General features: G+C 65.3%; 29 protein-coding genes and 1 pseudogene. 20 read left to right on the top strand and 10 right to left on the bottom strand.

All coding sequences use genetic code 11. The features are described 5' to 3' along the window. Positions 1–101: 101 nt before the first annotated feature. The 3 genes from mtnK to ABLE71_RS01110 are packed head-to-tail and all read left to right on the top strand — an operon-like array spanning position 102 to position 2,885. Entirely contained in the window at positions 102–1,376 is a 1,275-nt protein-coding gene (mtnK, locus tag ABLE71_RS01120; protein WP_348781539.1) for an S-methyl-5-thioribose kinase, read from the top strand. After that, positions 1,373–2,479, top strand: coding sequence for an S-methyl-5-thioribose-1-phosphate isomerase (gene mtnA / locus ABLE71_RS01115; RefSeq protein WP_348781538.1), 1,107 nt, complete (start codon positions 1,373–1,375; stop codon positions 2,477–2,479). The genes mtnK and mtnA overlap by 4 nt, the downstream gene beginning before the upstream one ends. 49 nt (positions 2,480–2,528) lie before the next feature. Then, on the top strand, positions 2,529–2,885 hold the full coding sequence (locus ABLE71_RS01110; protein WP_348781537.1) for an arsenate reductase: 357 nt from the start codon (positions 2,529–2,531) through the stop codon (positions 2,883–2,885). A gap of 29 nt (positions 2,886–2,914) precedes the next feature. Here the strand turns inward: ABLE71_RS01110 and ABLE71_RS01105 are convergent, their stop codons facing one another. Continuing rightward, positions 2,915–3,820, bottom strand: coding sequence for a LysR substrate-binding domain-containing protein (locus ABLE71_RS01105; RefSeq protein WP_348781536.1), 906 nt, complete (start codon positions 3,818–3,820; stop codon positions 2,915–2,917). 111 nt (positions 3,821–3,931) lie between these two features. Here ABLE71_RS01105 and ABLE71_RS01100 point away from each other — a divergent pair, with 111 nt between their 5' ends. The 3 genes from ABLE71_RS01100 to sbmA all read left to right on the top strand — a co-directional run bounded on the left by ABLE71_RS01100 (position 3,932) and on the right by sbmA (position 6,823). Next, a complete protein-coding gene (locus ABLE71_RS01100; protein ID WP_348781535.1) occupies positions 3,932–4,138 on the top strand; it encodes a hypothetical protein in 207 nt (68 codons plus the stop codon). Between the two features lie 142 nt (positions 4,139–4,280). Next, complete coding sequence (locus ABLE71_RS01095; protein ID WP_348783620.1) at positions 4,281–5,411, top strand: YbfB/YjiJ family MFS transporter; 1,131 nt, start codon at positions 4,281–4,283, stop codon at positions 5,409–5,411. A 137-nt stretch (positions 5,412–5,548) separates the two neighbouring features. Then, positions 5,549–6,823, top strand: a complete 1,275-nt coding sequence (sbmA, locus tag ABLE71_RS01090) for a peptide antibiotic transporter SbmA (protein WP_348781534.1) — start codon at positions 5,549–5,551, stop codon at positions 6,821–6,823. A 21-nt stretch (positions 6,824–6,844) separates the two neighbouring features. Here the strand turns inward: sbmA and ABLE71_RS01085 are convergent, their stop codons facing one another. Next, positions 6,845–7,909 carry a polysaccharide deacetylase gene (locus ABLE71_RS01085; RefSeq protein ID WP_348781533.1) on the bottom strand — a complete coding sequence of 355 codons (1,065 nt, stop codon included), beginning with the start codon at positions 7,907–7,909 and terminating at the stop codon, positions 6,845–6,847. Between the two features lie 182 nt (positions 7,910–8,091). On the opposite strand from ABLE71_RS01085, the gene ABLE71_RS01080 reads away from it, so the two are divergent. From ABLE71_RS01080 to ABLE71_RS01045, 8 genes are all read left to right on the top strand, one after another. Then, positions 8,092–8,757, top strand: coding sequence for a tetratricopeptide repeat protein (locus ABLE71_RS01080; RefSeq protein WP_348783619.1), 666 nt, complete (start codon positions 8,092–8,094; stop codon positions 8,755–8,757). A gap of 3 nt (positions 8,758–8,760) precedes the next feature. After that, positions 8,761–10,188 (top strand): ribosome biogenesis GTPase Der, encoded by a 1,428-nt coding sequence (der, locus tag ABLE71_RS01075; protein ID WP_348781532.1) that lies wholly within the window; start codon positions 8,761–8,763, stop codon positions 10,186–10,188. A 221-nt stretch (positions 10,189–10,409) separates the two neighbouring features. Continuing rightward, complete coding sequence (locus ABLE71_RS01070) at positions 10,410–11,585, top strand: cell wall hydrolase (protein WP_348781531.1); 1,176 nt, start codon at positions 10,410–10,412, stop codon at positions 11,583–11,585. Between the two features lie 240 nt (positions 11,586–11,825). Beyond that, the gene (locus ABLE71_RS01065) at positions 11,826–12,221 is read left to right on the top strand and encodes an AtpZ/AtpI family protein (RefSeq protein WP_348781530.1); all 396 of its coding nucleotides are present in this window, start codon (positions 11,826–11,828) and stop codon (positions 12,219–12,221) included. A gap of 64 nt (positions 12,222–12,285) precedes the next feature. Then, entirely contained in the window at positions 12,286–13,047 is a 762-nt protein-coding gene (locus ABLE71_RS01060) for a F0F1 ATP synthase subunit A (RefSeq protein ID WP_348781529.1), read from the top strand. A gap of 70 nt (positions 13,048–13,117) precedes the next feature. Continuing rightward, positions 13,118–13,342 (top strand): F0F1 ATP synthase subunit C, encoded by a 225-nt coding sequence (locus ABLE71_RS01055; protein WP_121583194.1) that lies wholly within the window; start codon positions 13,118–13,120, stop codon positions 13,340–13,342. Positions 13,343–13,403: 61 nt separating this feature from the next. Next, positions 13,404–14,018, top strand: coding sequence for a F0F1 ATP synthase subunit B (locus ABLE71_RS01050; RefSeq protein WP_348781528.1), 615 nt, complete (start codon positions 13,404–13,406; stop codon positions 14,016–14,018). A gap of 4 nt (positions 14,019–14,022) precedes the next feature. Next, positions 14,023–14,514: a F0F1 ATP synthase subunit B gene (locus ABLE71_RS01045; RefSeq protein ID WP_348781527.1), complete on the top strand. Its 492-nt coding sequence runs from the start codon at positions 14,023–14,025 to the stop codon at positions 14,512–14,514. Between the two features lie 36 nt (positions 14,515–14,550). Here ABLE71_RS01045 and ABLE71_RS01040 read toward each other — a convergent pair whose 3' ends face one another. Further along, a complete protein-coding gene (locus tag ABLE71_RS01040) occupies positions 14,551–15,276 on the bottom strand; it encodes a ribonuclease HII (protein WP_348781526.1) in 726 nt (241 codons plus the stop codon). Between the two features lie 150 nt (positions 15,277–15,426). Then, positions 15,427–16,581, bottom strand: a complete 1,155-nt coding sequence (locus tag ABLE71_RS01035; protein ID WP_348783618.1) for a PA0069 family radical SAM protein — start codon at positions 16,579–16,581, stop codon at positions 15,427–15,429. Positions 16,582–16,731: 150 nt separating this feature from the next. Between ABLE71_RS01035 and ABLE71_RS01030 the strand changes: the two genes are divergently transcribed. The 4 genes and pseudogenes from ABLE71_RS01030 to ABLE71_RS01015 all read left to right on the top strand — a co-directional run bounded on the left by ABLE71_RS01030 (position 16,732) and on the right by ABLE71_RS01015 (position 18,702). Beyond that, positions 16,732–17,244: a glycosyltransferase gene (locus ABLE71_RS01030; RefSeq protein ID WP_348781525.1), complete on the top strand. Its 513-nt coding sequence runs from the start codon at positions 16,732–16,734 to the stop codon at positions 17,242–17,244. After that, a pseudogene (locus tag ABLE71_RS01025) lies at positions 17,245–17,343 on the top strand (DUF1488 domain-containing protein); the annotation flags it as partial. Positions 17,344–17,356: 13 nt separating this feature from the next. Next, a complete protein-coding gene (locus ABLE71_RS01020; protein ID WP_348781524.1) occupies positions 17,357–18,172 on the top strand; it encodes a transglutaminase family protein in 816 nt (271 codons plus the stop codon). Positions 18,173–18,303: 131 nt separating this feature from the next. Beyond that, entirely contained in the window at positions 18,304–18,702 is a 399-nt protein-coding gene (locus ABLE71_RS01015; RefSeq protein ID WP_348783617.1) for a cytochrome c, read from the top strand. 8 nt (positions 18,703–18,710) lie between these two features. Here ABLE71_RS01015 and moaB read toward each other — a convergent pair whose 3' ends face one another. From moaB to ABLE71_RS00985, 6 genes are all read right to left on the bottom strand, one after another. Beyond that, positions 18,711–19,259 (bottom strand): molybdenum cofactor biosynthesis protein B, encoded by a 549-nt coding sequence (gene moaB / locus ABLE71_RS01010; RefSeq protein ID WP_348781523.1) that lies wholly within the window; start codon positions 19,257–19,259, stop codon positions 18,711–18,713. Then, positions 19,256–20,158 carry a 4-(cytidine 5'-diphospho)-2-C-methyl-D-erythritol kinase gene (locus tag ABLE71_RS01005; RefSeq protein WP_348781522.1) on the bottom strand — a complete coding sequence of 301 codons (903 nt, stop codon included), beginning with the start codon at positions 20,156–20,158 and terminating at the stop codon, positions 19,256–19,258. Before ABLE71_RS01005 ends, moaB begins: the two co-directional genes overlap by 4 nt. 44 nt (positions 20,159–20,202) lie before the next feature. Then, the gene (locus ABLE71_RS01000; protein WP_348781521.1) at positions 20,203–20,388 is read right to left on the bottom strand and encodes a hypothetical protein; all 186 of its coding nucleotides are present in this window, start codon (positions 20,386–20,388) and stop codon (positions 20,203–20,205) included. Positions 20,389–20,501: 113 nt separating this feature from the next. Continuing rightward, positions 20,502–21,362 carry a S49 family peptidase gene (locus ABLE71_RS00995; protein ID WP_348781520.1) on the bottom strand — a complete coding sequence of 287 codons (861 nt, stop codon included), beginning with the start codon at positions 21,360–21,362 and terminating at the stop codon, positions 20,502–20,504. Positions 21,363–21,438: 76 nt separating this feature from the next. Then, on the bottom strand, positions 21,439–22,218 hold the full coding sequence (locus ABLE71_RS00990; protein ID WP_348781519.1) for a methyltransferase: 780 nt from the start codon (positions 22,216–22,218) through the stop codon (positions 21,439–21,441). 12 nt (positions 22,219–22,230) lie between these two features. Further along, a complete protein-coding gene (locus tag ABLE71_RS00985; RefSeq protein ID WP_348781518.1) occupies positions 22,231–22,449 on the bottom strand; it encodes a DUF2007 domain-containing protein in 219 nt (72 codons plus the stop codon). A 168-nt stretch (positions 22,450–22,617) separates the two neighbouring features. Between ABLE71_RS00985 and ABLE71_RS00980 the strand changes: the two genes are divergently transcribed. After that, positions 22,618–23,634, top strand: coding sequence for a polyprenyl synthetase family protein (locus ABLE71_RS00980; RefSeq protein ID WP_348781517.1), 1,017 nt, complete (start codon positions 22,618–22,620; stop codon positions 23,632–23,634). Between the two features lie 194 nt (positions 23,635–23,828). After that, complete coding sequence (locus ABLE71_RS00975) at positions 23,829–25,859, top strand: tetratricopeptide repeat protein (protein WP_348781516.1); 2,031 nt, start codon at positions 23,829–23,831, stop codon at positions 25,857–25,859. Positions 25,860–25,865 lie beyond the last annotated feature (6 nt).

Below are 25,865 nucleotides of genomic sequence, written 5' to 3'. Positions count from 1 at the left end.
CGTACGCTAGGAAGTAAGTCGGCAATTGTCAATACGATTGACAATTGCCAGAGTGCTGCCTAGTTTCGCGCCGAACTGGGAGGCCGAAAGGGAGGAATCGCATGAGCAAAGCTGCGGCTTTTCAGGCCCTGACGGTCGAGACTCTGCCGACCCGTCTGGTAGGTGTTGAGGCGCTTGCATCCCGGATCGGCGGCGATTCCGCTTCCTGGGATGTGCGCGAGGTTGGCGACGGCAATCTCAACCTCGTTTTCATCGTCAAGGGCGACAAGGGCAGCGCGGTCGTCAAGCAGGCGCTGCCCTATGTGCGCCTCGTCGGCGAGAGCTGGCCGCTGCCACTGAAACGATCCTTCTTCGAATATCACGCGCTGACCCGCCAGGAAGCGCGCGCTGGCGCCGGGACCGTTCCCGCGATCTACCACTTCGACGAGGCGCAGGCGCTCATCGTCATGGAGTATCTGACGCCGCACGTCATCCTCAGGCGCGCGCTGATCGAGGGACGGCAACTGCCGAAGATCGCCCGCGACCTCGGCCTGTTCATGGCTCGCACGCTCTTCCGCGGCTCCGACCTGTCGATGAAGGCGCGCGCCCGCAAGGAGGACCTTGCTCTCTTTGCCGACAATGCCGAACTCTGCGACATCACCGAGAGCCTCGTCTTCACCGATCCGTACTACGAGGCCACGCTCAACCGCCACACCTCGCCGCAGCTCGATGGGCTCGTTGCCGAACTGCGCGCCGATCGCGACCTCAAGGTCGAGGCCCAGAAGCTGAAGCATATGTTCGCCGCCAACGCCGAGACACTGGTGCATGGCGACCTGCATTCCGGCTCGATCATGGTCACCGACAGCGAGACCCGTATCATCGATCCTGAGTTTGCCTTCTACGGCCCGATGGCATTCGACGTTGGCATGCTGCTCGCGAATTTCTGGATGGCCTATTTTTCGCAGTCCGGCCACGAAGAGGATGGCGACCGCGAGGCGATGCGGGGCTACCTCCTTGGCGTCGTCGTCGAGACATGGTCGGTGTTCCGCACCGAGTTTTCGCATCTCTGGCGCAACGAGCGCACTGGCATGCTCTACGACCGCCGCCTCTTCGAGGACCGCGGCGATCCGCTGGGCGCCGAGCAGGCGCTCGACCGCGTGCTGCACGACATCTGGATCGACATGCTGGGCTTCGCAGGCGTCGAGATTCACCGGCGCATCCTCGGTCTCGCCCACAATGCCGATTTCGAGACCATCGCCGAAGAGGATTTGCGCGCTAGATGTGAGACCAAGGCCCTGAAGTTCGGCCGGCACCTCGCCGTAAACCGCCACCGGCTCCTCAGCCTCGACGAGATCAACACGCTCGCCATCAGGATCGAGAAGGGAAACGTCGCTTGAACGTCGGGGACCGTCACTACCGCACCATCTGGCCGAACGCCCACGGCCGCTCGGTCGACATCATCGACCAGCGCTGGCTGCCGCACGCCTTCCGCATCGAGACGGTCGGCACGGTCGAGGGCATCGCCACCGCGATCCGTGACATGTGGGTGCGCGGCGCGCCGCTGATCGGCGTGACGGCTGCCTACGGCGTCGCGATCCAGATGAACGACGACCCCTCCGACGCTTCGCTCGACAGGGTCTGGCATACGCTGCACGAGACGCGCCCGACCGCGATCAACCTGCGCTGGGCGCTCGACGAGATGAGGCGCCTGCTGACGCCGCTGTTTCCCTCCGATCGCGCCGCGGTCGCCTGGCGCCGCGCCGCCGAAATCGCCGACGAGGATATCGAGCTCAACCGCTCGATCGGCAGGCACGGGCTCGAAATCATCAAGCAGATCGCCGCACGCAAGAAACCCGGCGAGCCGGTCAACATCCTCACCCATTGCAACGCCGGCTGGCTGGCGACCGTCGACTATGGCACCGCCACCGCGCCGATCTATCTGGCGACCGAGGCCGGCATCCCTGTTCACGTCTATGTTGACGAGACGCGGCCCCGCAACCAGGGCGCCCAGCTCACCGCCTGGGAGATGGCCGGCCATGGCGTGCCGCATACGCTGATCGTCGACAATGCAGGCGGCCATCTGATGCAGCGCGGCCAGGTCGACATGGTGATCGTCGGCACCGACCGCACCACCGCCAACGGCGACGTCTGCAACAAGATCGGCACCTATCTCAAAGCGCTCGCCGCGCACGACAATGGCGTGCCCTTCTATGTCGGCCTGCCGTCGCCGACCATCGACTGGACCGTGCATGACGGGCTGAAGGAAATCCCGATCGAGGAGCGTTCCGCCGGCGAGGTCTCCTATGTCTGGGGCAAGACCGCGTCCGGCGACATCGCCCAGGTCCGCATCTCGCCGGAAACGACGCCCGCCGCGAACCCCGCCTTCGACGTGACGCCGGCACGCCTCATCACCGGCCTGATCACCGAACGCGGCATCGCAAAGGCCTCGCCCGAGGGGCTGATGGCGCTGTTCCCCGAACGGGCGCGAAACGCGGCTTAGGGGTTTTCCGAATCTCCCGTGCGTCGTATTCGGACCACAGGAGATTCCCATGACAATCACCATCTACGGCATCAAGACCTGCGACACGGTGAGGAAAGCGCGCGGCTGGCTTGAGGGCAGGGGCGTCGCGCACCGCTTCGTCGACTACCGCGCCGAGGGCCTCGACCCAAAGAAACTCGCTACCTGGGAAAAGGCCGTGAGCTGGGAGAAGCTGCTCAACAAGGCGAGCACGACCTTCAAGGAACTGCCCGAAGCCGATAAGGCCGACCTTGATGAGACCAAGGCGATGTCGCTCATGCAGGCGCATCCGACGCTGATCAAGCGCCCGGTCCTCGATGTCGGCGGCAGGATCACCGTCGGCTTCAAGCCCGAGCTCTACGAGCAGGCGGTTTCGGCGAAAGGCTGATCTGGAAGCTATTTCAGGACAGGCCGGCCTCACCTGAAATGTGCCCCGAACTGCGGCGTTTTCTCTGCCTCCTCCGCCAGCCAGCGCTTGAACGCCGTCACCTTGCGGTTGGGCTTTTTCGCCGCCGATGTTGCGACGTAGTAGCCGAACCCGCTGTCGGCGGTGATGCCGAACGGGGCGACGAGCCTGCCGTCGGCCAGTGCGTCGGCCGCGAGCAGTTGCGAGGCGAGCATGACGCCCTGGCCGCCGATCGTTGCCTCCAGGCATAGGTTCGGGTCGGTGAAGCTGGCGCCTTGCAGCGGCGTCACGTCGGTCGCTCCGGCCTGCGCGAACCAGCGCTTCCAGTCGACCATGCCGCTTTCCTCGCGGATCACCCATTCATGCGCCAGGTCCTCGACCCGCTTCAGCCGTGCCGCGATGACAGGCGAGCAGACCGGGAACATGCACTGCGCAAACAGCAGTTCCGCACGGACGCCCGGCCAGTTGCCGTCTCCCATCCTGATACCGATGTCGATGTCGGAATGGTCGAGATCAGCGATATCAGTCGAAGCGTCGATGCGCAGCGTGATCTCCGGATGCGTCGCATAGAATCGGCTGAGCCTCGGCACCAGCCAGCGCGCCGCGAAGGCTGGCGCTACCGATACCACCAGCCGATTGTCCGCCGCGTCCTCGGCCAGCGCCATCGCGCCCGACAGTTCGCGAAACGCCGCTGTCAGCCGCTCGCTGAAGCGCCGGCCGAACTCGGTCGGCACAAGGCCCATCGGCGTGCGCTCGAACACGGCGCGGCCGATCTGCTTCTCGGTACGGTTGACCAGCTGGCTGACGGCGCTTGGCGACACGCCGAGCTGGTCGGCCGCTTTGCGAAGCGGGCCGCAGCGGGCCACCGTCTCGATGGCACGCAGACCGTTGAGATGCACCTTGCCCAGCCTGTCCACTGCTCACTTGCCATCCAGTTTCTCTAAAGCACCCCAGAAGCACATCTGGATTGCCGGAGCAGGACTTTAGGCAGAAAAATTCGGCATACAACCCCTCAACGGAGCGAAGCCATGAAGATTTCCTCAATGCTGCGCGGCCTGTTCGTCCACCGTTCAGGCGCGCCCGCCACCTGCCATGCCGCCTGGGCCGACGATCCCTATGCGCACCCCGACATCTCGGCCATGACCGAGCGGGAGCGCGCCGATCTGCCGCCCACCCACATGCCCGCCAGGGTCGCCATGGGCAGCGCTGCCTCCCGCCTCGCGCCCTGCGTCTGAGCCCTGGCGCCTGATGCGGAGCCTCCGAAGCTGGACCACATAAATCGTGTTGCACCGGCGGCGCGTCCCAATATGGTCGCGGGCCGTGCCGCCCCGTCTTGTTCCCACGCCCGCGCCCCCGTTCCGTTTCGCCATCGCCGGCATGATCGCGATGGCGGTCGCCATGGGCATCGGCCGGTTCGTCTACACGCTGATCCTGCCCGGCATGATGGAGGGCCTCGGCCTCTCTGCCGCCGAGGCCGGGCTGATCGCCTCGGCCAACTATCTCGGCTATCTCGTCGGCGCGCTGCTGGCGGCAGGCGGCTGGGCGTCCGGCCGCGAGCGCGGCCTCATGCTCGCAGGGCTCGTCGGCACGGCCTTCCTTGCTTTGGCCATGGGCTTCACCGAAAGCCTTGTGCTCTTCCTTGCCATCCGCTTCCTCGCCGGCCTCGCCAGCGCCTTCGTCATGGTCTTCCTGGCTAGCATTGTCTTTTCGCACCTCGCCGCCGCCGGCCGCAACGACCTCCAGGCCGTGTATTTCGCCGGCGTCGGCTTGGGCATCGCGCTTTCCTCCGCGCTGATGTTCGTGCTCATAGCCGCATGGCCCGACTGGCGCGCCGGCTGGTACCTCTCCGCCGCACTGTCGGCCGCTGGCTTCCTTGTCGCCGCGCTCCTCATCGACCGCGGCCCGCTCGCCAATGGCGCCGCCGGCCCCGAGCCCGGCCTGCCGAAAAGCGCGGCGCTCGCAAAAATCATCCTCGCCTACGGCTTGTTCGGCCTCGGCTATATCGTCACCGCCACTTTCCTCGTCGCCATCGTTCGCAAAGGCGAGGGCGGTGCTTCCTTCGAGGCGATCGTCTGGCTGGTGACCGGCCTTGCGGCGATCCCCTCCGTCTGGCTGTCGAACCGTCTCGCCGCGCGTATCGGCCTCGCCGCCGCCTATGCGCTCGCCTGTATCGCGGAAGCCGTGGGCGTCGTCGCCAGTGTGGCCGCCGGCGGTTATGCGGGGCCGCTTGCCGCCGGCGTGCTGCTCGGCGTCACGGTCATCGCCATCACCGCACTCGGCCTGCAACTCGGCCGCAAACTCGCGCCGCTCGCTCCCCGCCGCACCTTCGCGCTGATGACGGCCTCCTTCGGCCTCGGCCAGATCATCGGCCCGCTGCTCGCCGGCCTCATCGCCAGCGCCACCGGCAGCTTCTTCCTGCCCTCGCTCGGTGCAGCGGCGGCATTGCTGGCTTCAGGCCTCATCGCGCTGTCGGCCAAGGCGGCGCGTGACGAAACATCGCCAAAATAGCCACGATTGTGGTTTCTGGCGGTCTCGACGGAAAATCGACCCCGCCTCAGCCAAAAGCCTCGGGCATTTTCTTTCGCCGGGAAGTGTGGATGATGCCCGCCAACCGCTGATTTGCGCCCGATCCAAGGAGCCGCGCTTTGTTCGTATCCTTCTTTCCGCAGCCGAAGCTGTTCTTCGCCTCGGCCGCCCTCTGGAGCCTCGTGCTCGTGTTTGTCTGGTTCTTCGGCGGAGAAACGCTCGGCGCGGCGTTCGGCCTGCCGCCTGCCGCGGCCGGTGCGCCGCCGATCATCGGCGTCGCGGTATTCTGGTCGAAGCCGTTCCTCTGGTTCTATCTCTATTTCGCGGCCGGCGTCGGGCTCTTTTATGCCTTCTGGGCGTGGTACGCGCCGCATCCCTGGCAGAACTGGTCGATACTCGGTTCGGCGCTGATCCTGTTCATCGTCTATTTCCAAGTTCAGGTCAGCGTCGCCGTCAACAACTGGTACGGCCCTTTCTGGGACTACATCCAGGCCGTGCTCTCCAAGACGGTCACGTCGACGACGCCAGAATTCTACGGCCAGGTGGGGAGCTTCGCCGGACTGGCGCTTGTGGGCATGAACGTCTCGGTGCTCAACGCCTTCCTCGTCAGCCATTGGGTCTTCCGCTGGCGCATGGCGATGAACGAATACTACATGTCCCGCTGGGACAGTCTGCGGCACATCGAAGGCGCCTCCCAGCGCGTCCAGGAGGATACGATGCGCTTCTCCCAGATCATGGAAGGTCTGGGAACCGCCTTCATCGATTCGATCATGACGCTTATCGCCTTCATGCCGGTGCTGATCGGCCTGTCGACGCACATAACCGAACTGCCGATCGTCGGCGCCATTGCGCATCCGCTGGTCATAGCCGCGATTGCCTGGTCGGTGTTCGGCACCATCAGCCTGGTCATTGCCGGCTTCAAGCTGCCAGGCCTGCAATTCCGCAACCAGCGGGTCGAGGCGGCCTACCGTAAGGAACTCGTGTATGGCGAAGACGATGCCGAACGGGCGCAGCCGGCGACGGTTGTGGAACTGTTCGACAATGTGCGCCGCAACTATTTCCGGCTCTATTTCCACTACGTCTATTTCAACGTCGTCCGCTACACTTATCTGCAGGCGAACAACATCTTCTCGCTGCTGATCCTGGGGCCGTCCATCGTGGCAGGCACCATCACGCTCGGCCTGCTCAACCAGATCAGCTACGCCTTCTCGCAGGTCACCAGCTCGTTCCAGTTCCTGGTCAATTCCTGGCCGACGATCGTCGAACTGCTGTCGGTCCACAAGCGCCTTCGCGCCTTCGAGGCCACCTTGGAAGGCGAAGCGCTGCCGGAGATCGATCGCCATTTCCTTGAACGGAAAGCAGCCGAGGGCGAAAACGCGGCGGTCGCCGAATAAACCTGAGAACAGGCAGGCGGGTCAGCCGCCTGCCGTGTTGGCTGCCGGCTCGCCGCCGGTGACCGGCCGCCTTCGCGCCAGATAGTCGGCGTAGCTGGTGCAGACGACATCCGCCATGACGCACACCTCGCCGGCAAACCGCTCCAGCGCGCGCCAATAGGCGCCGTCGTTCATCAGCGTGAAGTGGAAGCCGAGCTGCAGAGGCGCGCGGTCGCCCTCATATTGCGCGTCGAACGCGGCCTTGAACGCCTCGTAGCTGCGTTCCTGGAAGGCGGCCGCCTCATCCGGGCGCTCGAAGCCGCCGGAGTGCCGGACGAACAGATTGTAGTCCATGGCGATAACCCGCCGCGCCATCGGCCCTTCCGGAATCTGCGGCAGGGCGAAGCGTTCGATGCCTCCTGCCAACTCCGGCTCGACCGGGCCCTTGGAGATGCCGCTCGCGTCGTATGCGAAGCCGGCCGTCTGCAGCGCCTGGTAAAGTGCCGCGCTGCTGCTGAGATACGGCGCGCGGAAACCGGACACCGCGCCGTCCGCGAAGCTCTTCCAGTCCGCCGGCTCGCCGTCGATGCCATTGATCTCATAGGCTTCGCTGAGGATGCGCCTGAAGGACGCGAATTCCTTCAGCCAGTCCGCCTTGCTCCAGCCCTTGCCGTCGAAATGCCCGCAGCCGTGGCTGGTGATCTCGTGACCCTCGGCTGCGGCAAGCCGGATCTGACCGAGCCTGTCGGCCACCTCGGCTTTCGTCTGCGCGAAGCCCACTTCCGAGCGGCCGGCCTTTTTGCCTGGCGCCTTGTATTCGTTTCGCATCTCCTTCGACAGCAGGAACACGCAGGAGAGGAAATAGGTGAATCGCGCGCCGGTCCGCGCCGCCAGCGCGCGGCTCCGCTGCCATTGCGCAATGTCGTGGGCGCCGTCGAACGAGACGATGACGTATTGCGGTTTGTGCGCCTTCGGCCCGACTGCCACAGCGCCGCTTGTATCCTCGCCTGCCGGTTTGACCGCGATTGCGCCGGCCTGGACCGGACCCACCTTGGCAATGAACACGGACAGGCAGAGGCTGATCGCGACGCGGCAGGCTACGGACATGGGTACCCGGTTTTCGACGGTGGACTTCCGCGGCTAAGTGGCAAATGTGGCGTAGGTACGATAGCGGCGACGATACACCGCGTCCCAATTTTCATCGTCCCCCTTCCATGCCGGCAAAATTCCGCTAAAACGCACGCTCACAAGGGGGCTGGCTGGCTAAGGCCGGCATGGTTCAGGAAAAAATGTCGGACGACAGCTTCTTCCGCGAAGTCAACGAGGAAATGCGCCAGGATCAGGCGCGTCTGCTATGGGACCGCTACGGACCCTATGCGCTGGCGCTTGCCGTGCTGGTGGTGCTCGCCACAGCCGGGTTCGTGGCCTGGGAATACTGGACGACAAGCCGCGCCAACCGCTCGGGCGACGCCTTCTCGCAGGCGCTTACCCTCGCCAACGAGGGCAAGAACGACGAGGCGCTCGGCGCGCTGGAAAAGCTCGAGGCCGAGGGTTACGGCGCCTATCCGCTGCTTGCGCGCATGCGCGCCGCCACCGTGCTTGCCGCCAAGGGCGATACGGCGGGCGCCGTCGCGAGTTTCGACGAGGTCGCGGCAGACACCTCTATACCGGCGTCGATCCGCGACATGGCGAATTTGCGCGCCGCGCTGATCCTGGTCGACAGCGGCTCCTACGCCGACGTCGCCGCCCGCGCCGAGGCGCTCACCGCCGACAGCAATCCGCTCCGCCACTCGGCGCGCGAGGCGCTTGGCCTGTCCGCCTGGAAGGAAGGCCGCGCCTCCGACGCGCTGAAGCTGTTCGAGCAGATCGCCGCCGACAACGAGGCTCCGCGCAACAACCGTGAGCGCGCCACCCTGCTTGCGGAGCTGATCCGCGGCCAGGGCACGGCGTCGTGATCGATGGGTTTCAAGATAGCCATCATCGGCCGGCCTAACGTCGGCAAGTCCACGCTTTTCAATCGCCTTGCCGGCCGCAGGCTGGCGCTCGTCGACGACACGCCCGGCGTCACGCGCGACCGCCGCGTCCATCCGGCAAAGCTTTACGATCTCCATTTCGACGTGGTCGATACGGCCGGCTTCGAGGTCGCGGGGCCGGAAACCCTGCAGGGCCGCATGCGCGCCCAGACCGACATTGCGATCGATGAGGCCGATCTGATCTTCTTCATGATCGACGCCAAGGCCGGCCTGACCCCCGACGACCGCACCTTCGCCGAAATCGTGCGCAAGTCGGGCAAGCCGGTCGTGCTCGTCGCCAACAAGGCCGAGGCGAAGGGCGCTCAAGGTGGTCTGCTCGAGAGTTGGGAACTCGGGCTCGGCGAACCGATCGGCGTGTCGGCCGAGCACGGCCAGGGCCTGCCCGAGCTGCGCGACGCCGTCATCGAGGCGCTCGGCGAGGAGCGCGCTTTCGAGGACGACGAGGACGAAGACCTTCCGGCCGTCAGCGAAACGCTGATCGGCGAGGATATCGCCGATCCCGATGCCGAGCCGGCCTATGACGACACCAAGCCGATGCGCATCGCCGTCATCGGTCGCCCGAATGCCGGCAAATCGACGCTAATCAATGCGCTGATCGGCGAGGAGCGCCTGCTCACCGGGCCGGAGGCCGGCATCACCCGCGATTCCATCTCGGTCGACTGGGAATGGCGCGGCCGCGCAATGAAACTCTTCGACACCGCCGGCATGCGCCGCAAGGCCAGGGTGCAGGAGAAGCTGGAGAAGCTCTCGGTCGCCGACGGGCTGCGCGCGATCCGTTTCGCGGAAGTCGTCGTTGTCGTGCTCGATTCGACCATCCCGTTCGAGAAGCAGGACCTGCAACTCGCCGATTTGATCATCCGCGAGGGCAGGGCGCTGGTCATTGCCTTCAACAAATGGGACCTGATCGACCACCCGCAGGAGGCGCTCGCGGACCTGCGCGAGAAGACGGCACGGCTGTTGCCGCAGGTGCGCGGCGTGTTGGCCGTGCCGGTCTCGGCCGAGACCGGCCGCGGCCTCGACAAGCTCATGGACGCCGTGCTGAAGACCCACCGCGTCTGGAACACCCGCATCTCCACGGCGCGGCTGAACCGCTGGCTGGAAGGAACCGTCGCGCACCATCCGCCGCCTGCCGTCGCCGGCCGCCGCCTCAAGCTGAAATACATCACCCAGGTGAAGACCAGGCCCCCCGGCTTCATGTTGTCCTGCACGCGGCCCGACGACGTGCCGCAATCCTACATCCGTTATCTGGTTAACGGATTGCGTGAAACTTTCGACATTCCCGGCGTGCCGATGCGCATGTCGATCCACGCTTCCGACAATCCCTACGCCTCGAGGGCAAAAACCAGGAAATAATGCGGCGCGCTGCCGCATTGGAGCGCCGTGCGTCCTTGGGACGCACAAAGGACGCTCCAGCACTTGAATTTTCTGCATCGTGCTCACCGAAAACCGTTCCGGTTTTCGGGCCGATGCAGAGGCAGACACATTCCCGCCGCATCGGCACCGTTAACGCTCCATCAAGGTTAATGCCGCAGTGTGCCCTCCAGTGGGTCTGTCGCGTCCTGGAGTGTGGTTCTGTGCATCGACGACTAGTGACGCGGCTTGCTGCCGCCACCAGCCGAGACAAGCGTTCCTTCCTGTCTCCCTTCATCCTCGGCCTTGGTATCTGGATCGGCTTCCCAACGGTCGCCGCCTTTCAGGACATGGCCAGCCTGGTGTCGGGCATCGAGGGCGAGAGCGCGCGCTGGAATGCCTTCGTAGAGAAGTCCGCGGCCGGCTCCGTCCATGCCGCCGAGATGCCCTTTGCAGATGGTGACGTCGCGACCGCATCGATATCGGGATCTGGCATTTCTTCACCGGGCATCGGCAAGGTGTCGCTGCGCGCCAAGTCGGCCAATCCCATTCCCGACGAGGACCGCATCGCCCGCTCCGGCAAGAAGGGCCGCATCGTCCAGATAGCGCCCGTTTCGCCGCCGAGGACTTTCGACGCCGGATCGATCTTCAAGCGCACCAGCCTGCTCGTCGGCCCCAGGAAAGACGAGGTCCGGATGGCCTTCGCCATGCCCGACATCCGCGGCAAGGAAGTCCAGATTGCCAACGCCTTCTACATGAAGCAGGACAAGAAGCGCGATCCCGGCGTTCCCGCCGTCCTGGCGGGCCTGGTCACCAGCGACAAGGCCGACATCCTCGCCACCGCCTATGCGCCGGCCAAGCCCGACTACGCCCAGGCCTCGCCTTTCGAGAGCCTGATGAAGGACCCCAACGATACGGGCCGTTTCATCCCGCCGGTCTCCAAGGGCGATCACGGCTGGATGAGCAAGCCGCTGCCGGCGAGCGTCTTCTCGGCGAAGGAACAGAAGTGCCTTGCCAACGCCATCTACTTCGAGGCGCGCGGCGAGAGCCTGCGCGGCCAGGCCGCGGTGGCGCAGGTCGTGCTCAACCGCGTTCGCAACCCGACCTATCCTGGTACGATCTGCGGCGTCGTCTATCAGAACGAGAACCAGAAGAACCGGTGCCAGTTCTCCTTCGCCTGCGACGGCAAGAAGGACCGCATCACCAGCCCGTCGATCTACAAGACCGCCCAGGACATCGCCATGGCGGTGACGGCCGGAAAGATATTCCTGCCGGAGGTCGCGTCGTCCACGCACTACTACGCGCAATATGTCAGCCCGCGCTGGGCGCGCTCGATGCAGAAGATGAAGAAGATCGGCCTCCACATCTTCTACCGCACCTATGGCGGCGGCTGGAGCTGAAGCTTTCGGGCAGCGGCGGGCAGCTTCTCCGAACCTGCCTCGCGCGGGGATTCGCGGGAATACCCTCCGCCAAACAGCCGCGCACTATGTCGCACTTCGGTAACTATCTGATTTTATTGTAAAAAATTGTCGACTGCGGGAGCCTTTGCCCGGCTTGACGGAGCAAGGCCCCCTAACTATGTTGCGCGCGACTTGGAGCGGACGGGAATTGAGCCCGCTGGCCGGGGCATGGAGGTTGCGATGGCCGGTTCAAACGGGCCAGGCGAAACCGGAAGATCCGGGCCGGGCGGGCAGGGCGGCAGAGACCACCGCGACGACGACCTCGAACGCCGCCGTCGAAATCTCGAAGCATCCCTTGCCACGAGACAGCCGGACAGGCAGGAGAGGAAGGAAGGCGCCGGCGGCGCCACCGGCTACGGCCAGGCAATGAAGCTGTCCAGCGAGTTCATCGCCGGAGTGGCGGTCGGCGCAGGGCTCGGTTGGGGGATAGACAGGCTGGCAGGGACATCGCCCTGGGGCTTGATTGTTTTCCTGCTGCTCGGCTTCGTCGCGGGCGTGTTGAACGTGTTGCGCTCGGTCGGCAAGGTCGCCGAATTCGGCCACGGGTCAAACCAGGGGCCGAGGCGCAAGGATTAAATGTTCCGGCTTTGCCGGGACGCGAAGCAAAACGGGGCCGGCAGGCGGCCTCAGGGGATGACAAGTGGCTACACCGGACAAGGTCGATCCGATCCACCAGTTCCACATCAACAAGATCGTCGACTTCCACGTCGGCGGGCTCGACCTGTCTTTCACCAACTCCTCGCTGTTCATGGTCGTTACCGTGCTCGTCGCCGGCGCCTTCCTCTATGTCGCCACGTCGAGCCGCGCGCTGATCCCGTCGCGGCTGCAGTCGGTCGCCGAGATGTCCTACGAATTCGTCGCCAACATGCTGCGCGACGCCGCCGGCAAGCAGGGTATGCAGTTCTTTCCGCTGGTGTTTTCGCTGTTCATGTTCGTGCTGGTCGCCAACCTGCTCGGCATGTTCCCCTATTTCTTCACCGTCACCAGCCACATCATCGTCACCTTCTTCCTTGCGATGCTGGTGATCCTGACCGTGGTCGTCTACGGCCTCTACAAGCACGGCCTGCACTTCTTCCATCTCTTTGTCCCGAGCGGCGTGCCCGGCATTCTGCTGCCGCTGGTGGTGGCGATCGAGGTGATCTCGTTCCTGTCGCGTCCGATCAGCCTGTCGGTGCGCCTGTTCGCCAACATGCTGGCCGGCCACATCACGCTGAAGGTGTTCGCGGGCTTCGTCGTGTCGCTTTCCGCGTTAGGCACGGTCGGCATCGCCGGCGCGGTGCTGCCGCTTGCAATGGCGGTGGCGTTGACCGGTCTCGAATTCCTGGTCGCCTTCCTGCAGGCATATGTCTTCGCGGTACTGACCTGCATGTATCTCAACGACGCGATCCATCCGGGTCACTGAGGAAACAAGAGAAACGCCGGCATGGCGCCGGTTCAACGGAAACTTCCCAAATCCACCAAGGAGTAGAAAAATGGAAGCTGAAGCAGCACGGTACATCGGCGCTGGCATTGCGTGCCTGGGCATGGGCGGAGCCGGTATTGGCCTGGGCTCGATCTTCGGAAACTACCTGGCGGGCGCGCTGCGCAACCCGTCGGCGGCTGACGGCCAGTTCGGCCGCCTGATCTTCGGCTTCGCCGTGACCGAAGCTCTGGGCATCTTCTCGCTGCTCATCGCGCTGCTCGCGCTGTTCGGCTGATATTGCTCTCCCGCTTTGAGCCGTGCCGCTTGCGCGGCCGGCTCCGGTTCGAGGACGTGAGATGTTCGTGACGGATGCCTACGGGCAAGAAACCGCTCCCGCCGTGGAAGACGGGCATGGCGCCGAGGCGCCGGCCGATGCCGGTCATGCCGCCGGCACGGAAGTACCGGCCGAGGGCGGGCACGGGGAGGCGGGTTTCCCGCCCTTCGATGCCTCCACCTTCCCGTCGCAGATTCTCTGGATCGCGATCACCTTCGGACTGTTCTATCTGTTCCTGAAGAGGGTGATCATGCCCCGGCTCGCCGGCATCCTGGAAATGCGCGAGAACCGCATCGCCCAGGATATCGAGCAGGCGACCAGGCTGAAGGGCGAGGCCGACGCGGCCGTTGCCGCCTACGAGCAGGAACTGGCCGAGGCCCGGGGCAACGCCAACGCCATAGGCCAGAAGGCCCGCGACGGCGCCAAGGAGGAAGCCGAGGCGGCCCGCAAGTCGATCTCGGCCAGCCTCGACCAGAAGATGGCCGAGGCGGAAGAACGCGTCGCCAAAATCAAAGACGCAGCCATGCAGGACGTCGGCTCGATCGCTGAGGAAACCGCCGCCGCCATCGTTTCCGCTTTGGGCGGAAAGGCCGGCAAGGCGGACGTCGCCTCGGCCGTGAAGTCGGTCAGGAGCTAGCGCCATGGATGCAACGTCACTGGCAACATTCTGGGCGGCCGTTGCGCTGTTCATCTTCCTCGGCGTCGTGGTCTATATGAAGGTGCCCGGCATGATCGCCAAGGCGATCGATGCCCGCGCCACGAAGATCCGTTCCGACCTCGACGAGGCGCGTCGCCTGCGCGAAGAGGCGCAGGCGTTGCTCGCCGAATTCCAGCAGAAGCGCAAGCAGGCCGAGAAGGAAGCCGCCGACATCGTGACGGCGGCCAAGCGCGAAGCCGAAATGCTGCTTGGCGAGGCGCACAAGAAGACCGAGGAATATGTTACGCGCCGCACCGCGATCGCCGAGCAGAAGATCGCCCAGGCCGAGCGCGAAGCGGTCAACGAGGTGCGGTCGAGCGCCGTCGACATCGCCATCGAGGCTGCCCGCAAGCTTTTTGCCGAAAATCCCGAGATCAAGGCGGGCGAGGAACTGTTCAAGTCCTCGTTGCAGGAGCTGAAGTCGAAGCTGAACTGAGTTTCATCGCGAGCATGCGACAGCGGAAGCCGCCGGTCAGGCGGCTTTTTCGTTTTCGGCCGGAAGAACGAGTTCCAGCAAATCAAACTCGACGACCTCTTCTTCCACCTCCACGAGGCGGAAGGGCGAAAACGACATGCGGTGGAGACGTGAGGCGGGTCCGTGGATCTCGATCGCCGCGCGGTGCCGCTCGGTCGCGTAGCCCATGTGGATCTCCAGCCCGTAGCGCTGGTCGGCCCTGCCGCAGCCCTGCATCATGCGGTCGCGCATCACCTTGGCGACGATCGAGGCGGCCGCGATTGACTGCGAGCGCTGGTCCCCCTTGATCAGCGCCTTGCATTCGCAGGGCAGCCCCGGCGGCACGTCGCGCCCGTCGGCCAGCGCCATCAGCGGCGTGATCGGCAGAGCCGTCAGCGCGCGGCGCATAGCCTCCAGGCTCGCCTTGAGGATGTTGCTGCGGTCGATGCCCTCGGCGCAAACCGAGGATACGCCGACGCCGAGCGCGGTCTTCAGGATTGTCTCGAAAAGCGCCTCGCGCTGCAGCGCCGTCAGCCGCTTGGAATCGTCGAGGCCCTTGGGGATGCGTTTCGGATTGAGCACGACGGCGGCCGCGACCACTGGTCCGGCGAGCGGCCCTCGGCCTGCCTCGTCGAGACCCGCAACCGGCCAAAGCCCGTCCCGGATCGCCTTCCTCTCAAACGTGAAGTCGGGTTTCTGGTCCAGATCGAAGAGGGGCGGAGAATCGGAGCGCGCGCGAGCCATGTTGCGGCAATGCTCGCATCGGTTCCGATTCTCCGCAAGGCCTTCCCGGGCCGCTGGGGCGGCGGTCCGGGAGGCTCCGTCGGCAGCCGGGGGCGGGCTGGACGGATTCGTTCGCCGGCTCGGATCAACCGCGAGCGGGCAATGTTCGGGTCAAAGCAGCATCAGCTGCTCGTTCTTCTTCTCGGCATGGACGAACAGATCGGTCCTGAGCGACGTCCGCTTGGCATTGAAGCCGAGCCGGCGCGCCGCGATCTCGAAGCGGCGTCCGATCTGCCAGGCATAGGGGCCGGTGCCGCGCATGCGCTTGCCCCATTCCGAATCGTAGTCCTTGCCGTCGCGCATCGAGCGGATCAGCGACATCACGTGCCGGTAGCGATCGGGATAGTGGCGCAGGAGCCAGTCCTTGAAGATCGGGCTGACTTCGAGCGGCAGCCTGAGCAGCACATAGCCGGCGTCCTGCGCCCCGGCCGCGCGGGCGGCGTCGAGAATCCTCTCGATCTCCTGGTCGGTCAGGCCGGGCACGATCGGGGCCACCATCACCGAGGCCGGGATTCCGGCGTCGCTGAGCTGCCTGATCGCCTCCAGCCGCTTCGTCGGCGTCGACGCGCGTGGTTCCATAGTGCACGCCAGCATGCGGTCGAGCGTCGTCACCGACAGCGCCACCTTGGCGAGGCCGCGCTCGGCCATGCGCGAAAGGATGTCGATGTCGCGCGTCACCAGCGCCGACTTGGTGACGATGCCGACCGGATGGTTGCGCGCCTCGAGCACCTCGAGGATCTCGCGCATGATGCGCCACTGCTTCTCGATCGGCTGGTAGGGGTCGGTGTTGGTGCCGATCGCTATCGTGCGCGGCTGGTAGCCCTCCTTCGACAGTTCCTTGTCGAGCAGCTTGGCCGCATCCGGCTTGGCGAACAGCTTCGATTCGAAGTCGAGCCCCGGCGACAAGCCCATATAGCTGTGCGTGGGCCGGGCGAAGCAGTAGACGCAGCCATGCTCGCAGCCGCGATAGGGATTGATCGAGCGGTCGAAGGAGATGTCCGGCGATTCGTTGCGCGTGACGATCGTGCGCGGCTTCTCCACCTGCACCTCGGTCTTGAAAGGCGGCAGATCCTCGAGCGTCTCCCAGCCGTCGTCGAAGACGTGGCGGGTTACCGGTTCGAATCGGCCGCTGGGATTGATGCCCGCCGATCGGCCGCGGTTGCGCTCAGGGCGCACCCTGATGCCGCTTTGCTCGATCATCGCGTTGGCCATCTCGGCTCTCCCGCTTCCGAAAGCTGCAATGTCGGCGCGCACGATCTGTTCCATCTTTGCCCTTTCCCAGGGCTTTTCGTCGGGGGTGCGAATCGCGGTTCTCATGAAACTATTCCTATTTCTCCAATGAGAACAAAGCAAGAACTTTTTGGTTCCGGCAGGCGGAACTGGCGTGGCGCCGGGCTTTCCGCTATGCGGCTAACGATGTTGACGGTTCTGATAGAGACCAGGAACGACGAGGAGGGCCTGACCCGGACGCTGGCTTCGCTGATCGGCGGGGCGGTGGAGGGCGTGGTGCGCGACGTCATCGTCTGCGACCTCGGCTCGACCGACCAGACGCACCGCGTGGCCGAGCATGCCGGCTGTCACTACATCGCGACCGGTGGCGTTGCCGTCGGCATCCGGCAGGCAAAGGGCGAGTGGCTGCTGCTTCTGGAACCCGGCGCTCGGCTTGTCGACGGCTGGATCGAGCCGGTGCTCGCCCATATCGTCAGGATGTCGATGCCGGCGCGGTTTTCCCGGGCGCGCGCCAGCCGGGCGCCGTTCCTGTCACGCGCCTTCTCGCGGCCGACCGCGCTCGCCGATGGGCTGGTCATCACCAAGCGCCAGGCGACCGCGCTTTCCCGCGCCGCGGGAAGCGCCGAAGCCATCGCGCGCGGTCTTGCGACGAGGAAACTCGAAGCCGAGATCGTCGTCGCCCCCAGGGGAAAGGCTTAGGCGCGTTTCGCCTCGCGCGGCTCGATCCAGGATATCGCGCGAATAGCCTATTCCCAACGCCGCCGCGACTCCTATACCCTGACTGCTGCCGACTTCCGGCAGAGGCCGCCCAATGCTCATCCGCTATGGCTACGAGATCACGCTGACCTGCCAGCAGCCGACCGCTTTGGTTTGTCTGCTGTCGGTGCATGAGGATCGCGCCGCGGATATCCGGGTTCCGGAGACGATTTTCACCACGCCCGAGGTGCCGACGTCGACCTATCGCGACCTCTTCGGCAATCGGTGCCGGCGGCTTGTCGCGCCGGCCGGCGATCTGACGATCTGGGGCGACGCCACAATCGAGGACGACGGCAAGCCAGACATTGTGTTGCCTGGCGCCAGGGAAGTCCCGGTGCCGGACTTGCCGGACGACACCCTCGTCTATCTGATGGGCAGCCGCTACTGCGAAACCGACCGGCTGAGCCAGGTAGCATGGGACCTGTTCGGCAGCCTCAAGCCGGGCTGGTCCAGGGTGCAATCGATTTGCGATTTCGTCCACGGCCATATCCGTTTCGACTACCAACAGGCCCGGTCGACCCGCACCGCCTACGAAACGTTCCACGAGCGCGTCGGCGTATGCAGGGACTTCGCGCATCTCGCGCTCACCTTCTGCCGGTGCCTCAACATTCCGGCCCGCTACGTCAACGGCCATCTCGGCGACATTGGCGTCCCCGTCGTGGATCCGATGGATTTCAGCGCCTGGATCGAGGTCTTCCTCGAGGGCGAATGGCATACGTTCGATCCGCGCAACAACATTCCGCGGATCGGCAGGATCGTGGTGGCGCGGGGGCGCGACGCGACCGACATCCCGCTCGTCAACTCGTTCGGCCCGCATGTCTTGAAGACGTTCCGGGTCTGGACCTACGAGGTGACGAACATACCGCAATGAAAGGGCGTTGCGGCGCCCATTGCACGCGGCGGGGCGCGATGGCCCGCGAGCGCAGAGCGATTGACTGAAATCAAGATGAACGTCCGCTACGGATGTAAGCTCCGTGCAACGCAGGCAAAACGGTGGACGACATGAAATTCTTCGCGGTGGCAACCTTTGCAGGCGTGGCCTGGGGCGCGGCGGCCGCGCAGGAAATGAGCTACGGCGCCGCGGAATACCTCAATTCATGCGCCGTTTGCCACGGCGTGGACGCCGAGGGTAGCGGGCCGCTGACCGACGCGCTGATGAAACGCCCGCCCGACCTCACCGGTCTGGCGCAGCGCAACGGTGGCCGCTTCCCCTACCAATACGTCTTTGCGGTCATCGATGGCCGTTTCGACGTGTCGAGCCATGGTGACCGCGAGATGCCGGTATGGGGCCGCCAGTTCCTGGAAGAAGACGCGAAGCTCTATGGGCCGAGCGGGGGCGAGGTCGTGACAACCGAGCGGATTCACAATTTGACGGGCTATATCGAGTCGCTGCAGCGGTAAGGGCGCCCTCAGCCGCTGCCCCGCTTCAGATGCTCATCCAGCCGCGGCATGATCTCAACGAAATTGCAGGGCATGTGGCGATAGTCGAGCTGCGCCTTGAGGATGCCGTCCCAGGCGTCCTTGCACGCGCCGGGCGAGCCTGGCAGCACGAAGACGAAGGTGGCGTTGATGACGCCGCCTGTGGCTCTGGACTGGATCGTCGACACCCCGATCTTGTCGTAGGAGATGCGGTGGAAGACGGCTGAAAAGCCGTCCATGCGCTTCTCGAAGATCGGCTCCAGCGCGTCCGGCGTCACGTCGCGGCCGGTGAAACCCGTGCCGCCGGTGGTGATCACCACGTCGATCCTGTCGTCGCGCGACCAGGAAAGCACCTTGTCGCGGATGAGTTCCACGTCGTCGGTGACGATAGTGCGGTCGACCAGCCTATGGCCGGCCTCTTCTATGCGGTCGGCCAGCGCCTGGCCGGATCTGTCCTCGGCAATGCCGCGCGTGTCGGACACGGTGAGCACCGCGATGCCCAGTGGAATGAAGCCTCGGCTCTCGTCGATCCTGTTCATGACATGCCGGGCTCCGACGGCATGCTGCGCGTCGCGGCGACGAACCAGTCGGGATGGCGGCTGCGGATGGCGGCGGCGGCGCGCTTGGCCACATTGCCGGTTTCGAACAGCCCGAAGCAGGTCGCGCCCGAACCCGACATGCGGGCAAAGCCGGCGCCGGCCTTTACCAGCGCCGCTTTCGCCGCGCCGATCGATGGTTCGATAGTCTGCGCGGCATCCTCGAGATCGTTGCGGGTCTCGTCCAGCCAGTTGCGGACGGAATGGAAGTCGAAATGCCGGGGCAGCGGCGGCAGGCTCGCGTTGTCCCGGCGCTCGAGCGCCGAAAAGACGGCCGCGGTGGCGACGCCGACGCCCGGATTGACCAGCACCAGCCCGAGCGCCGGGAAATCCGCAACGAATGACAATTCGTCGCCGGTTCCGCGCGCGACCAGGGGTTTCGCCGCCAGGCACATGGGCAAGTCCGCGCCGAGCGCGCTGCCGATGCGGACAAGCGCCGCGTCGCCCGGATCGACGCCCCAGAGGTCGGCAAGCCCCCGCAATACCGCCGCGCAATCGCTCGATCCGCCGCCGATGCCCGCGGCGACCGGCAGGTTCTTCTCCAGCCCGATCGCGACCGGCGCAGCCCTGGCCTGCCCGCAAAGGGCGCGCAGGCGATCGCGCGCTTTCAGGATCAGGTTGCTTTCGTCGCCGGGAACGTCGGCGGCATATCGGCCGGAAACGTTGAACTCGTCCCGATCGGCCGGCTCTATTGTGATGCGGTCGCCGAAGCGCGTGAACACGGCCAGGCTCTCGATCAGATGGTAGCCGTCAGGACGCCGTCCGGTGACATGGAGCGCCAGATTGATCTTCGCCGGCGCAAACTGCGCGCGGGGCGCGATGAGAGGCGCCGCCTCGTGCATTGCTTCGGCTATTGCCCGGGGAATCGGCTCGGAAAGGCTCAGGATCAGTCCTTCGCCAAGCGGTATTCGCCGGTCTTCGGGTCCTTGACCAGCGTGCCCATCGTGCCGTTGGCGGCCTGTTTTTCGGCGCGGCGGACCTTGGCGGTCACGCGCTCGGCCTCCTTCACGAAGGAGCGGTAGCCGACATAGGCGGCAACGCCGACCAGCGCGAAAAAGATGATCTGGGGCATGCGTTCACTCCTTCCCTCGAAGGCCGGTGCTTGTGCTCCAGCCGGGTCGGGCAAGCGGACATAATAACGGGCCCGCCGCCAAATTCAAAGACAGTTCATGCAAAGAAGGCCATTCAAAGTCCGAAACGGCCCCACAAGGCGCGGTCCTCCGCGGCATCGAGCAGCCCGTTCGCCGCCTGCCCAGCTATATCGGCTGGCGCGCTGCTGCCGAAGAAGCCGAGCCGGCGTGCGAAGAAGCCGCGCGGCGACGAGACAAGGCTGAGCCGTGTCTTCGGCCCATAACGGTCCTTCAGAACCTCGCGCATGTCGCCCAGCGCGTCGACCAGGCCGAGCGCGAGACCCTTCTTGCCGGTCCAGAACAGGCCGGTGAACAAGTCCGGGTCGTCTTTGAGCTTAGACCCGCGCCGCTCCTTGACCATATCGATGAAGGTTTCGTGGACCTCGAGCTGCAGCGCCTTCAGGCGGTCGACGTCCTCCTTCTTCTCCGGCTTGAACGGGTCGAGCACGGCCTTGTTCTTGCCGGCCGTGTAGACGCGGCGCTCGACGCCGACTTTCTTGAGCAGGTCGGTGAAGCCGAAGGAGGCCGAGACCACGCCGATGGAGCCGACGATGGAGGAGGGGTCGGCGATGATCTCGTCGCCGGCCACCGCGATCATGTAGCCGCCGGAGGCCGCCACGTCCTCGACGAAGACCAGCACCTTCTTGTCCTTCTCAGCGGCCAGGTCGCGGATGCGCTTGTAGATCAGGCGCGACTGCACCGGCGAGCCGCCCGGCGAATTGATGGAGATCGCCACGGCCGGCGCATCCGCATAGGCGAACGCCTTTTCGATCAGGCTGGCGGTTGTGGCCAGCGACAGGCTCGGCCGGAACTGGCCGCCGCCCGCCATGATGGTGCCGTGCAGGCGTATGACGGGGATCGTCACCGCCTCCGAACGCATCGATTTCGGCAGCAGGCGGTTCAAAAATCGTCTCACCGAAAGGGTTCTCCGGAGTGGTGGCGTGGAAAAGCATGTAGGCATTCGCGTCTGGCGTGCAATGCCGCGGATGTCATCAATCGCCGAAAAGCGAGCCCTTGCCGTTATTGATCGCGTCGGCGCGGGCCGAAAAACCCTCGCCCGGGCCGTCATGCAGGACGAGCGGCGGCATGAGCGCCAGCGCGCCGCGCGACGCCCGCCGCGCCCGCACCACGATGCGGATCGCCGGCGCGTCCACCCGGGGATGGACAGGCACGATCTCGGCCGAGCCGAAGCGGCCGGCGAACGCTGCCAGAACCGGGGCCAGCGAGACCGGCCGCGCGATGATCGCGACAAAGCCCCGTGGCTTCACGACTGCCGCGGCGCTGCGGATCCAGGCCTCGAACAGCCCGTCCTCCATCACATGAGCCTTCTGCTTAAGCGAATCCGGGGTGGGGCGATCCTTCGCCGCGTTGAAGGGGGGGTTCATGATGGCGAAGTCGAAGGAACCATCCGCCAGCCCGGCCTTTTCGCGTGAGCGGCCAGTCGTTGTCACGTCCGCGAGGAGGACGGAGGCGCGTCCGCGAAGATGCGCGTTGCGCTCGTGTTCCAGCGTCTGCGCGGCGAAATGCGCCATTTCGGCGGAATTTTCGACGAGCGTAACGGTTGCGCCGGGGCAGCGTGACGCAACGGCAAGTCCGGCGGCGCCGGCCCCGGATCCGAAATCCGCGAGCCGGCCGGCAAAGGACGACGGCACGGCGGCCGCGAGCATCATCGCATCCACGCCGGCGCGATGGCCGCTGCCCTTGGGCTGCACCAGCCAGAAATCGCCGCGGTGAAAGGCGTCGAGTGTGGAGGCTGGTTGTTCTTGCGCCATAGGCGGGGCGGTCTAGCGAATCTCGTTGGCGATGCCGGCGTCCACCAGGATGCGCCGGGCGGCGTCCATATCGTCCTCCAGCACCATGACACGGCGCGGCAATATCCCGATCGAGCCGTCTAGAACGCTCATGTTCTGGTCGGCCACCAGGCAACCGATGCCGGCGTCCTTCAGCAGCGATTCGACGAAGGAGATGACGACGGCGTCGTTGGTGCGGATGAGTTCCTTCATGCGCTTGAACCTCGCAGGTCGCCCTGTCGATGTAAACGCTGGCGATGTAAACGCTGGTTTCGGCGGGCAGAACACCGCGCCAAATCGCCACTTGCCGCTTATGGCCTTGCCGCCCTAGATTCGGTAAAGATTTCCCGCATTGTTGCGGGCGCTGGGATGGAGAATCTGGTGGGCGTTGTCCTCAACCTGGAAAATGGCAAGCGCGGAGCGGCGTCGATCGCCGAATTGATCGCGCTGACTTCGGCGGACATGGGCCGCGTCAACGAGCTGATCCTGTCGAAAGCGGGCTCGGACGTCGAGATGATCCCGGAGATCGCCAACCACCTGATCTCTTCGGGCGGCAAGCGCCTCCGGCCCATGGTGACGCTCGCGGCCGCGCAGATGTTCGGTTATTCCGGCGAGAGCCATGTCAAGCTCGCGACATCGGTGGAGTTCATGCACACCGCGACGCTGCTGCATGACGACGTGGTCGACGAGAGCGATCTCAGGCGCGGCAGGAAGACGGCGCGCATGATCTGGGGCAACCAGGCGAGCGTGCTGGTCGGCGACTTCCTGCTCGGCCAGGCGTTCCGCCTGATGGTCGACGTAGGTTCCCTCGACGCGCTCGACATATTGTCGACCGCGGCATCGATCATCGCCGAAGGCGAGGTGATGCAGTTGGCGGCGGCGAAGAACCTGGAAACCACCGAGGACGAACACTTTGCCGTCATCAAGGCCAAGACCGCGGCGCTTTTCTCGGCAGCCGCCGAGGTCGGACCGGTGGTCGCCGGCGCCTCGCGCACGGACCGGGCGGCTCTGCGCTCCTACGGCATGAACCTCGGCCTCGCCTTCCAGCTCATCGACGATGCGCTCGACTACGGCGGCACGAGCAAGGAACTCGGCAAGAATGTCGGCGACGATTTCCGCGAGGGCAAGGTGACGCTCCCGGTCATCCTGGCCTACCGTCGCGGAACCCCGGCGGAGCGGAAGTTCTGGAAGGCCGCGATCGAGGAAAATCAAACCGGCGACGCGGCGCTGGAAAAGGCGATCGGCCTGATGACCAAGCACGGCGCCATCGCCGACACGATCGGCCGCGCCGGCCATTTCGGCGGCATAGCCAGAGATGCGCTGGCGCCGCTCGACGCGACGCCGCAGAAAGCCGCTCTGCTCGATGTGATCGATTTTTGCATCAGCCGGGTCGCCTGATTGACCTTGGCGGCGACGGTTTACCGTATTGTGAACGGGGGCGGATTGAACGCCGACCCCAAAAAGGCCATGCTTTGCTGACAATCGCCAGATGGAATTCGCCGCCGGATTCGATTTGCCAAGGTCAATTTTTGCCAAGGCCAATTTGCCATGGTCGATTTGATGGCAGGTGGGGCGCGGCGGCAGGAAGGAAGATGATGCGGCTAAAAGGTGGACGCTGGCTGGTCGGGCTGGCTGCGGCGACCGGGCTCATGGTTTCGGTATCTGCCCAGGCCGTACTTGCATCGCAGTCGTCCGCCCCTCTCGAGATCAGTTCCTTTTCGGGGGCCTATCTCGCGGCTCGGGTCGCCGAGGTCGACAACGACCTGGAAGGCGCCATCGTCTTCTACGAAAAGGCGCTCTCCTTCGATCCCGAGAACCAGCCGCTGCAGCAGAGCCTCATGCTGGCGCTGATCTCCGAAGGCCGCTTCGACGAAGCGCTTCCCTATGCCGAAAAGCTGAAGAACGCCCCGGAGATCGAGCGCCTGTCGCGGCTGGCGCTGGCCATCGACGCGTTCCGCAAGAAGGATTACCGCGCCGCTGAAACCGAGCTGGTCTTCTCCGAGGACTCCGACCTCGATGGGCTGATCGCCAAGATCATGATCGCCTGGGCAAAGCTCGGCGCCGGCGACAAGGACGGCGCTATGGCCACGCTCGACGAGCTGGCCGGGCCGGATTGGTACGGGCTCTTCGTCTCCTACAGCAAGGGGCTGATCGCCGAGCAGGCCGGGCTGCGGGACGAGGCGGATGCCGCCTACCAGTCGGCTATCGGCGATATGGCCGCGGGCGGAGCCGCCCCCGACGCCTGGCTTCGCGCGGCCGAGGCCTACGCGGGCTTCCTCTCCCGCCAGGGCAAGAAGGATGCCGCGCTCGCCGTCCTCGAAAAGGCCGATGAATTCGCGTCCGGTCGGCTCCCGCTGCTCGACCTGCGCGACAGGATCGGCAAGGGCGAGCCGGTCGCCAGCATCGTCTCCACCCCCGCCGACGGCGCCAGCGAGATATTGCTGGGGCTCGGCAGCGCGCTCAACCGCGGCGGCGGCGAATCTTTCGTGCGCCTCTATCTGCAATACGCGCTGGCGCTGAAGCCCGACAGCGACGTGGTGCTGGTCCAACTCGCCGGCGTGTCGGAGCAGCAGGAGGACGCCGAGGGCGCGATCGAGCTTTACCGCCGCATCCCTGCCTCCTCGCCGCTGAGGCGCGTGTCGCAGCTCCAGCTTGGCCTGAACCTTGCCGATCTCGACCGCCGCGACGAGGCGATCCGCCAGTTGCAGACGCTGGTCGACGAGAACCCGGACGACATGCGCGGTTATCTGGCGCTCGGCGGCGTCTATGCCTCGAAGGAGGACTATGCCGGCGCGGCCAAGGTCTATGACCGGGCCGTCGAGCGCATCGAGGCGAAGAAGTTCTCGATGCCCGGGGATCCGAAGACCGTGGCCAACTGGAATATCTACTACCAGCGCGGCATCGCCTATGAGCGGCTGAAGCAGTGGCCGAAGGCCGAACCCAGTTTCCGCAAGGCGCTGGAGCTTTTCCCGAACCAGCCGCAGGTTCTGAACTACCTCGGCTACTCGTGGATCGACATGAACATGAACCTCGAAGAGGGCATGGAGATGATCCGCCAGGCGGTGGAGCTCAGGCCGAGCGACGGCTACATCGTCGATTCGCTCGGCTGGGCGCATTACCGCCTCGGCGAATACGAGGAGGCCGTGCGCGAGCTCGAGCGCGCCGTCTCGCTGAAACCGGACGATGCGGTGCTCAACGACCATCTCGGCGACGCCTACTGGCGCGTCGGCCGGCGTCTGGAGGCCACCTTCCAGTGGAGCCATGCCCGCGACATGAAGCCAGACCCGGCCGTGCTGGCGGTTGTCGAGAAGAAGCTCAAGGAAGGCCTGCCGCCGGTCCAGAACAGGGCGGTCGCCGAGGAACCCAAGGCTTCGCCTCCGCCCGTCGTAGCGCCTGCCGCGCCCGCGCCGGCCGACCAGCGCACCGATGCCGGGCCTGCGTCCACAGCGGCGAAGCCCGCCGCCTACAGGGTGATGCGCGGTCAATCCCTGTGGTCGATCGCCGCCGACGAGCTTGGCAGCGGCAGCCGCTACATCGAAATCCTGAACCTCAATCCACAGCTCCAGGGGGATCCGGGCCGCATCATGCCGGGCCAGGAACTCACTCTGCCCGCCGGCAACTGAGGCGGC

It is taken from the genome of Mesorhizobium sp. KR9-304, assembly GCF_040049215.1.
Classification (GTDB): domain Bacteria; phylum Pseudomonadota; class Alphaproteobacteria; order Rhizobiales; family Rhizobiaceae; genus Mesorhizobium_K.
This window is presented reverse-complemented; position numbering and strand designations above follow the sequence as displayed.